The organism is Halomonas sp. (assembly GCF_031581305.1).
Taxonomy (GTDB): Bacteria; Pseudomonadota; Gammaproteobacteria; order Pseudomonadales; family Halomonadaceae; genus Halomonas.
Map to the genome: position 1 here is coordinate 1 of NZ_JAVLBC010000159.1, position 7,574 is coordinate 7,574.

8 protein-coding genes are annotated in these 7,574 nt (G+C 68.2%); 2 read left to right on the forward strand and 6 right to left on the reverse strand.

Annotated features, from left to right (window positions below; genetic code table 11):
- Positions 1-271, reverse strand: a 271-nt coding sequence (locus tag RI841_RS12540; protein ID WP_310705943.1) for an MGMT family protein, incomplete at its 3' end; no start/stop codon positions are given.
- Positions 272-330: 59 nt separating this feature from the next.
- On the opposite strand from RI841_RS12540, the gene RI841_RS12545 reads away from it, so the two are divergent.
- Entirely contained in the window at positions 331-1,026 is a 696-nt protein-coding gene (locus RI841_RS12545) for a type 1 glutamine amidotransferase (RefSeq protein WP_310705944.1), read from the forward strand.
- 3 nt (positions 1,027-1,029) lie between these two features.
- Here the strand turns inward: RI841_RS12545 and mnmH are convergent, their stop codons facing one another.
- The 5 genes from mnmH to RI841_RS12570 all read right to left on the reverse strand — a co-directional run bounded on the left by mnmH (position 1,030) and on the right by RI841_RS12570 (position 6,184).
- Positions 1,030-2,142 (reverse strand): tRNA 2-selenouridine(34) synthase MnmH, encoded by a 1,113-nt coding sequence (mnmH, locus tag RI841_RS12550; protein ID WP_310705945.1) that lies wholly within the window; start codon positions 2,140-2,142, stop codon positions 1,030-1,032.
- Positions 2,139-3,176 carry a selenide, water dikinase SelD gene (gene selD / locus RI841_RS12555; RefSeq protein WP_310705946.1) on the reverse strand — a complete coding sequence of 346 codons (1,038 nt, stop codon included), beginning with the start codon at positions 3,174-3,176 and terminating at the stop codon, positions 2,139-2,141. The genes mnmH and selD overlap by 4 nt, the downstream gene beginning before the upstream one ends.
- Before the next feature lie 48 nt (positions 3,177-3,224).
- A complete protein-coding gene (gene radA / locus RI841_RS12560) occupies positions 3,225-4,604 on the reverse strand; it encodes a DNA repair protein RadA (protein ID WP_310705947.1) in 1,380 nt (459 codons plus the stop codon).
- 136 nt (positions 4,605-4,740) lie between these two features.
- On the reverse strand, positions 4,741-5,190 hold the full coding sequence (locus tag RI841_RS12565) for a copper resistance protein NlpE N-terminal domain-containing protein (RefSeq protein ID WP_310705948.1): 450 nt from the start codon (positions 5,188-5,190) through the stop codon (positions 4,741-4,743).
- A 100-nt stretch (positions 5,191-5,290) separates the two neighbouring features.
- Positions 5,291-6,184, reverse strand: a complete 894-nt coding sequence (locus RI841_RS12570; protein WP_310705949.1) for an AEC family transporter — start codon at positions 6,182-6,184, stop codon at positions 5,291-5,293.
- Positions 6,185-6,305: 121 nt separating this feature from the next.
- Between RI841_RS12570 and hisC the strand changes: the two genes are divergently transcribed.
- The gene (hisC, locus tag RI841_RS12575; RefSeq protein WP_310705950.1) at positions 6,306-7,361 is read left to right on the forward strand and encodes a histidinol-phosphate transaminase; all 1,056 of its coding nucleotides are present in this window, start codon (positions 6,306-6,308) and stop codon (positions 7,359-7,361) included.
- Positions 7,362-7,574 lie beyond the last annotated feature (213 nt).

Here is a 7,574-nt window from a genome sequence, read left to right on the forward strand (position 1 = left end):
CTACCCGCCCACGGGGATCGAAGAGCACGCCCTCGGCGACCAGCCGCCGGCGCTGTGCCTCGGCCCCGCCGTGATCGGCCAGCTTGCGGGAGGCGGTGATGACCCGGAACCAGGGCAGGCCGTGGCCGGCGGGCAGATCGCGCAGGGCCCGGGCCACAAGGCGCGGGGTGGCGCCATCCGTCATCGCGGCGATGCGCCCGTAGGTGGTCACCCGGCCCGGCGGGATCTCGGCCAGGATGGTCAGTATCTGTTCCCGCAGCTCCGGCTTCATGTACCCTTGCGCTCCGTCCCGTCCGTCACCTCTGGTATTCCCATCAAGGCGAGGCCCTCATGCACGTTCATCTTCTCCAGCACAGCCCCCACCAGGGACCGGCCCGCATCGCCGACTGGCTTGCCAGCATGGGGCACAGCTTCACCGTCTTCCACCTCGACGCAGGGGAGCTGCCGCCGCGGCTGGCCGACGGCGATGCGCTGATCGTGCTCGACGGCCCCGAGGGCATCCTCGAGGAAGGCCAATGCCCCTGGCTCAGGGGCGAGCGCAAGCTGATCCGTCAGGCGCTGGACGCCAACAAGCCCTTGCTGGGGATCGGCCTCGGCGCCCGCCTGATCGCCGAGGCACTGGGGGCGGTGGTGGCCCGCGGCACCGTGGCCGAGACCGGCTGGCACCGGGTGGACCTCGCCCCGATGAGCCCCGTCGACCTGCCAGAAACCTTCGAGGCCTTCATGTGGCACCGCGAGGTCTTCGCCCTGCCCGACTATGCCCTGGCGCTGGGCCGCAGCACCGCGAGCCCTCTGCAGGGCTTCACCTGGGACGACGGCCGGGTGGTGGCCCTGCTCTGCCACCTGGAAGCGACCGCCGCAAGCGTCACCGCCCTGCTCGATCACCAGCCACCCCCCGAGGGCAGCGAGACGAGCCCCCACGCCCAGGACCACACGGCCATGCTCGATGACACTAAGCGCTTCGATCGACTGGCGCCGCTGCTCGACCGGCTGCTGTCGCAGTGGCTGCGCCACGCCGCGAACTGAGGCTCAGGCCGGCTCGTGTGCCTGTCGACGCGCCTCGGCCGACCACTCCCGGGCAACCGCCAGGCAGCTCTCCCAGTCGCCCACGTGGAGGAAGTGGCGCTCCGGGTGCTTCTCCAGCTGGTGACGATAGAGCGGGTCATAGTATTCGGTCAGCAACGGTGCCAGCCAGGCCTCATGGGCCTGGCGGTTGCCCCGTTCATGCTCGCGGAAGGCGAGCACCTGGAGGCGCTGCAGGCGCGCCAGGCGTTCGCTGCCCAGGCGCTTCCTCAACCGGCCCAGGGCGGTGGTGAGCTGCTTGCGCATCAGCGCCCAGCCCAGCCAGTCGCCGAACTGCCGGCGATGGACCTCCCAGAGGTCGTCGATGTAGTCCTTGCGGATCTGCGCCAGCCGCCAGTCCAGCGGCATCTCGATGCGGATGCGCGGGGCCTGGACCATGCCCTCCCAGAAGGTCAGCGGGATGTTGGCCGCCCCGATGCGTCGCGACTCGTCCTCCACCACCAGCGGCCCGGGCAGGTCCAGCAGGCGCAGTCCCATGGCATGCTCGAAGTCGATCTGGCAGGGCGCCGGCAGCGGGTGGCGCCCGAAGGCCGAGCCCTTGTGGCGCGCACAGCCTTCCAGGTCGAGACCATTGTCCAGTGCCAGTATCAGCGGCGTCTTGGCACAGCCGGTGAGCCCCCCCACTACCAGCAATGGCTGCTCGGCCGCGGCGTCGATGCGTTCGCAGAGGGCCTGGCGCATCGCCTTCCAGCCGCCGCGGATACGCGGGCGCAGGATGCCGGCATCCGCCAGCCACTGCTGGGCGACCTGGGAGCGCAGCCCGCCGCGGAAGCAGTAGATGATGGCGTCGGGGTGCGCCGCGAGGAGCCGCTGCCAGGCGGCGACCCGCGCCGCCTTGAGGCCGCCGCTGACCAGCCGCTCGCCCAGGGCGATGGCGGCGTCCTGGCCATGCGCCTTGTAGGCAATGCCCACGAGGTGGCGCTCCTCGTCGTCCATCAGCGGCAGGTTCACCGCTCCGGGCAGGGCGCCCTGGGCGAACTCCACCGGCGCACGGACATCGATCAGTACGCGCCCTTCCCGCAGCAGCGCGAGGTCAGGCTCGACCAGCGGCAGGCTCATCCACGCACCTCGATCAGCGCCGGCCCGCTGGCCTTGACGACCTCGCCGAAGGGCACGAGCTCGATGCCGTGCTGGCGGCCGATACGTTCCACATCGTCCTCCCAGGAGGGGTGCACCGAGAGCAGCAGGCCACCGGAGGTCTGCGGGTCGCAGAGCCACTGCCAGTGGGCCTCGTCCATCTGCGGCAGGCTGGCGCCCAGCGCATCGCGGTTGCGTTGGGTGCCGCCGGGAACCGCGCCCTGACGGCGATAGGCCTCGGCCTCGGCGAGACGCGGCAGGCGACGGAAGTTGACCCGGGATGCCACGCCACTGGCCGAGCAGATCTCGGCGAGGTGTCCGGCCAGGCCGAAGCCAGTGACGTCGGTCATGGCATGCACGCCCTTGACCTTGGCAAGCGCCATGCCGATGGCATTGGACTTGAGCATGGTCGCCCGCGCCAGGCCCTGATGGCCGGGCTCGATCAGCCCCTGCTTCTCGGCCGTGGTCAACAGGCCCACCCCCAGCGGTTTGGTGAGGAACAGCAGGTCGCCGGGCTTGGCGCCCTTGTTGAGCTTGAGGTGGTCGAGGTCGACGAGGCCGTTGACCGCCAGGCCGAAGATCGGCTCGGGGGCGTCGATGGAGTGACCTCCGGCAAGCGCCAGGCCGAGCTCGCGGCACACCGCCTGGGCACCGGACACCACGTCGCCGGCAACGTCGGGGCCGAGCTTGTCCAGCGGCCAGCCGAGGATGCCCAGGGCCAGCACCGGTTTGCCGCCCATGGCATAGACGTCGCTGATGGCATTGATCGCCGCGATGCGACCGAAATCGAAGGGATCGTCGACGATGGGCATGAAGAAGTCGGTGGTGGCGATCATGCCACGACCATCGCCCAGGTCGTAGACGGCGGCATCCTCGCGCCCCTGGTTGCCGACGATCAGACGCGAGTGGCTGGCCCCGGGGCCGGCATTGGCGAGGATGCCATCGAGCACGTCGGGGGCGATCTTGCAGCCGCAGCCGGCGCCGTGGCTGTACTGGGTCAGGCGGATGGCGCTCATCTCGTTCTCCTTGGCTTTCACTACCCGCATTCTACATCAGAGTGGGGCCTAGAGAGCGTCCAGGGCCTCGGCGAGCTTGTCCACGGCAACCACCTCCATGCCATCGGGTGAACGTTTGGGGGCATTGCCGCGGGGCACGATGGCCCGCTTGAAGCCATGCTTGGCCGCCTCGACGATGCGCTCCTGGCCACTGGGTACGGGGCGGATCTCGCCGGAGAGCCCCACCTCGCCGAACACCACCAGCTCCCGGGGGAGCGGCCGGTTCTGCAGGCTGGAGACCACCGCCAGCAGCACCGCCAGGTCGGCGCTGGTCTCCAGCACCTTGACCCCGCCAACCACGTTGAGGAAGACGTCCTGGTCCGCGGTGAACAGTCCGCCATGGCGATGCAGCACCGCCAGCAGCATGGCCAGGCGGTTCTGGTCGAGGCCCACGGCGACGCGGCGCGGGTTGCCCAGCGCCGACTCGTCGAGCAGCGCCTGGACCTCCACGAGGATCGGCCGCGTGCCCTCCCAGACCACCATCACCAGGCTGCCGGCACTCTGCTCCTCGTTGCGCGAAAGGAAGATGGCGCTGGGGTTCTTTACCTCCTTGAGGCCATGCTCGAGCATGGCGAACACGCCGAGCTCGTTGACCGCGCCGAAACGGTTCTTCTGACCACGCAGGGTCCGAAAGCGCGAGTCTGCTCCGCCCTCGAGCAGCAGCGAGGCATCGATCATGTGCTCCAGCACCTTGGGGCCGGCCAGGCTGCCGTCCTTGGTGACGTGCCCCACCAGCATCAGCACGGTATTGCTCTGCTTGGCAAAGCGGGTCAGGGCCGCGGCGGACTCACGTACCTGGGCCACGCCACCCGGCGCCGAGGCGATATCCTCCAGATGCATGGTCTGGATGGAGTCGATGACAAGAATCTCGGGACGCTGGCGCTCGGCCACGGCAAGGATGGTCTCGATGCTGGTCTCGGCCAGCATCTTCAGACCCTGCACCGGCAGCTGCAGGCGATGGGCGCGCATCGCCACCTGGGAGAGCGACTCCTCGCCGGTGACGTAGACCACCCGTCGGGACTGGGCCAGCTTGCAGGCGGTCTGCAACAGCAGGGTCGACTTGCCGGCCCCGGGGTGCCCCCCGAGCAGCACCGCCGACCCCGGTACCAGGCCGCCGCCCAGTACCCGGTCGAACTCCGCGAAGGTGGAGGAGAGCCTGGGTACCTCGCTGAGATCGACGCTGGCCAGGTCGACCACCTCACGGGACAGGCCGCCGGCGTAGCCACCGCGCCCGGACGAGGAGGCACCCGTGGCGGCACCGGGCCGCGCCGCCGAGAGGCGGACCTCGCTCAGGGTGTTCCACTCCTGACAGCTGCTGCACTGCCCCTGCCACTTGCGGTACTCGGCACCGCACTCGGTGCAGACAAAGGCACTCTTCACTTTGGCCATGGGGCACTCTCTCGATCGATGGCGGGGCCGATGGATTGACGAGGCCCATTCTAGCAGCCGCGGGCCTCGCGCCGATGGCCATCCCGCAACGAGAAGGGGCGACCCGAGGCCGCCCCTGCACTGCTCGCTCGCGCGGTCAGAGACGCTTGAGCTGCAGCATCTCGCTGTTCTGGAAGCGACGCAGGTTGGGGTCGATCAGTTCCAGCGTCTGGGGGTCGACGCGCAGGAAGTAGTAGGTCTGCCCTTCACCATCAGGGGTCAGTTCATAGACGGTGGCGGCGGGGTCCTGCTCGGTTCCCTCTAGGACCTCCCAGTTGCCGGCATAATTCTCGTCCGGCGGGTCCTGGGGGTGCGCGCGATAGGAGGCCTCGAGGTCGAAGGTGCGCTCCTCGACCGCACTCTGCTCCTCACCGTTCAAGGTCACGTTCAAGTCGATACCATCGCAGTTGCGACACGGCAGGGTTCCCTGGTAGGTCGCCGTGGTCGTTTCCATCTCGGGGGCGGCGGCCTGGTCAGTGGGTCCGGCGGCGCAGCCGGCCAACAGGGCGGCCAGGGCAGTGCCGGCCAGCAAGGTCCTGATTTGCATTTTTGTCCTCCTAACCAATGGGCATGACGCCGTGATGCACGGCAGTCTGCATCACAGCATAACCTCTCGCGCCTTCAGCGGACAGCCTCCCCGCCATGCGTCAGGCCAGCGGATAGACATGGGTGAAGATCAGTGCCAGCACCAGCGGCATGACCACCAGGCTGCCCAGGTTACCGATCAGCACCAACGAGGCCACCTTGTGGGGCTCCTGGCGATACTGCTCGGCTACCAGGTAGTTCAACACGGCCGGCGGCAGGGCGGCAAACACCCAGAGGGACGCCGCCTGCAGGCCCGACAGGTCGAGCCACCAGATCAGCGGCACGGCGAGTACCAGGCCGGAGAGCGGACAGAGCACCGCCCCGAGCAGGCCGGTCTTCCAGTCGCCGAAATCGATGTCCAGCATCCTCACGCCCAGGGCGAAGAGCATCAGCGGGATGCAGACCCCGCCCAGCATGTGCAGCGCCTCCAGGAACCAGCCCGGCAGGGGCACGCCGCCCAGGTTGACGGCGAGGCCTGCCAGGCTTGCCAGCACAATGGGCATGCGCAGCAGCCGCCACAGGGGGGTATGCGGACTGAGCATGTAGAGCCCCACCGAGAAGTGCAGCAGCATCTCGATGATGAACAACACTACCGCCGCCGGCAGGGCCTTCTCGCCAAAGGCCAGCACGAGCAAGGGGATCCCCATGTTGCCGGAGTTGTTGAACATCATCGGCGGCAGGAAGGTCTTGATCTCGAGCTTCAGCCACTTCGCCACCGGCCAGAGCACGAGTCCCGACCCCAGCACCACCACGGCCCCCGCCAGGGCCAGGCTCGCGTAGTCCGCCAGGGGGGCCTGACGGTCGGCGAGCACGGCGAACACCAGCATGGGCACGAAGAGCTCCATGTTGAGGGTATTCAAACCGCGGATGTCCGGCGTGCGGAAACGGCCATAGAGGGTCCCGCACCCGGCGATCAGGAAGACGGGGAGCAGGGTGGCGAGGATCTGGGCGGTCATTACAGGGGTCCATAGGCAGCGAATGATCGATAACGGCCCCCGAGACTAGCATGGACGCGGCTTGCGCGGTCACGCTGCTCGGGTCACCATGACCAAAGTCCAATCCCTCGAGCGAGTGACCATGAGCAAGTTCTGGAGCCCCGCCGTTCGCGAGCTGACCCCCTATGTCCCGGGCGAGCAGCCACGCGAGCGCCTGATCAAGCTGAACACCAACGAGAACCCCTATCCACCGGCTCCCGGCGTCGAAGCCGCCCTGCGTGACTTCCCCGCCGACCACCTGCGGCGCTATCCGGACCCGGAATCCCACGCCCTGCGCGAGGCCCTGGCCGCGGAGCTCGGGGTGGAGACAGAGCAGGTGTTCGTCGGCAACGGCTCCGACGAGGTCCTCGCCCTGGCCTTCCAGGCCTTCTTCCGCCAGGCGCGGCCGCTGGAGATGCCAAGCATCTCCTACAGCTTCTATCCGGTCTACTGCCGCCTCTATGGCGTCGAGCGCCGCACCCACCCCCTCGATGCCCGGTGGCGCGTCGACCTCGACGCCTTCGGCGAGGATGCCGGAGGCGTGATCTTTGCCAACCCCAATGCCCCCACCGGCCATGGTCACGAACGCGCTGCCATCGCCGGGCTCCTCGAACGGGTCACCGAGTCGGTGGTACTGGTCGACGAGGCCTACGTCGACTTCGGCGGCGAGAGTGCCGTGCCGCTGGTCGAGCATTTCCCCAATCTGCTGGTCACCGGCACCTTCTCCAAGTCGCGCAGCCTGGCCGGCCTGCGACTCGGCTATGCGGTGGGCTCCCGTGCACTGATTGAGGGGCTCGAGCGGATCAAGGATTCCTTCAACTCCTACCCGGTCGACAGCCTGGCCAGCGCCCTGGGTATCGCCTCCCTGGCCGACCGCGAGCACTTCGATGCCTGTCGAGAGGCTGTGATCACCACCCGCGAACGCACCCGGGGGCGACTCGAGACCCTCGGCTTCCAGGTACTGCCCTCACAGACCAACTTCGTGCTGGTCAGCCACCCGGATTTCGATGCCGCCCAGCTCTTCGTTGGCTTGCGCGAGCGCGGCGTGCTGGTGCGTCACTTCAATACCGAGGTGCTCCGCGACCACCTGCGGATCTCCATCGGCACCGATGATGAGATGGACAGCCTCATCGAGGCACTCGAAAGCCTGTGCCGCTAGCCCCCCCATGATCTAGAGATGCTTTAACTCTCCCCTCTTCCGGGAGCTTGCTGTACTCAAACGCCAGACATGACAAACCCCCGTGCTCTTCTGAACACGGGGGTTTCTCGGGATAAGTGCCTGACGATGATCGCGCCGGGCTTCCGGGGGGCGGCGCTCCGCTACTCTACTCGTCTCATCCTGAGACTCACCCTTCGGGCCCGCTAAAGCGGT

Excerpts from the sequence above, each read along its gene's own strand:
- RI841_RS12545 (WP_310705944.1), top strand. The coding sequence starts at position 331 with ATGCACGTTCATCTTCTCCAGCACAGCCCCCACCAGGGACCGGCCCGC.
- mnmH (WP_310705945.1), bottom strand. The coding sequence starts at position 2,142 with ATGAGCCTGCCGCTGGTCGAGCCTGACCTCGCGCTGCTGCGGGAAGGG.
- selD (WP_310705946.1), bottom strand. The coding sequence starts at position 3,176 with ATGAGCGCCATCCGCCTGACCCAGTACAGCCACGGCGCCGGCTGCGGC.
- radA (WP_310705947.1), bottom strand. The coding sequence starts at position 4,604 with ATGGCCAAAGTGAAGAGTGCCTTTGTCTGCACCGAGTGCGGTGCCGAG.
- RI841_RS12565 (WP_310705948.1), bottom strand. The coding sequence starts at position 5,190 with ATGCAAATCAGGACCTTGCTGGCCGGCACTGCCCTGGCCGCCCTGTTG.
- RI841_RS12570 (WP_310705949.1), bottom strand. The coding sequence starts at position 6,184 with ATGACCGCCCAGATCCTCGCCACCCTGCTCCCCGTCTTCCTGATCGCC.
- hisC (WP_310705950.1), top strand. The coding sequence starts at position 6,306 with ATGAGCAAGTTCTGGAGCCCCGCCGTTCGCGAGCTGACCCCCTATGTC.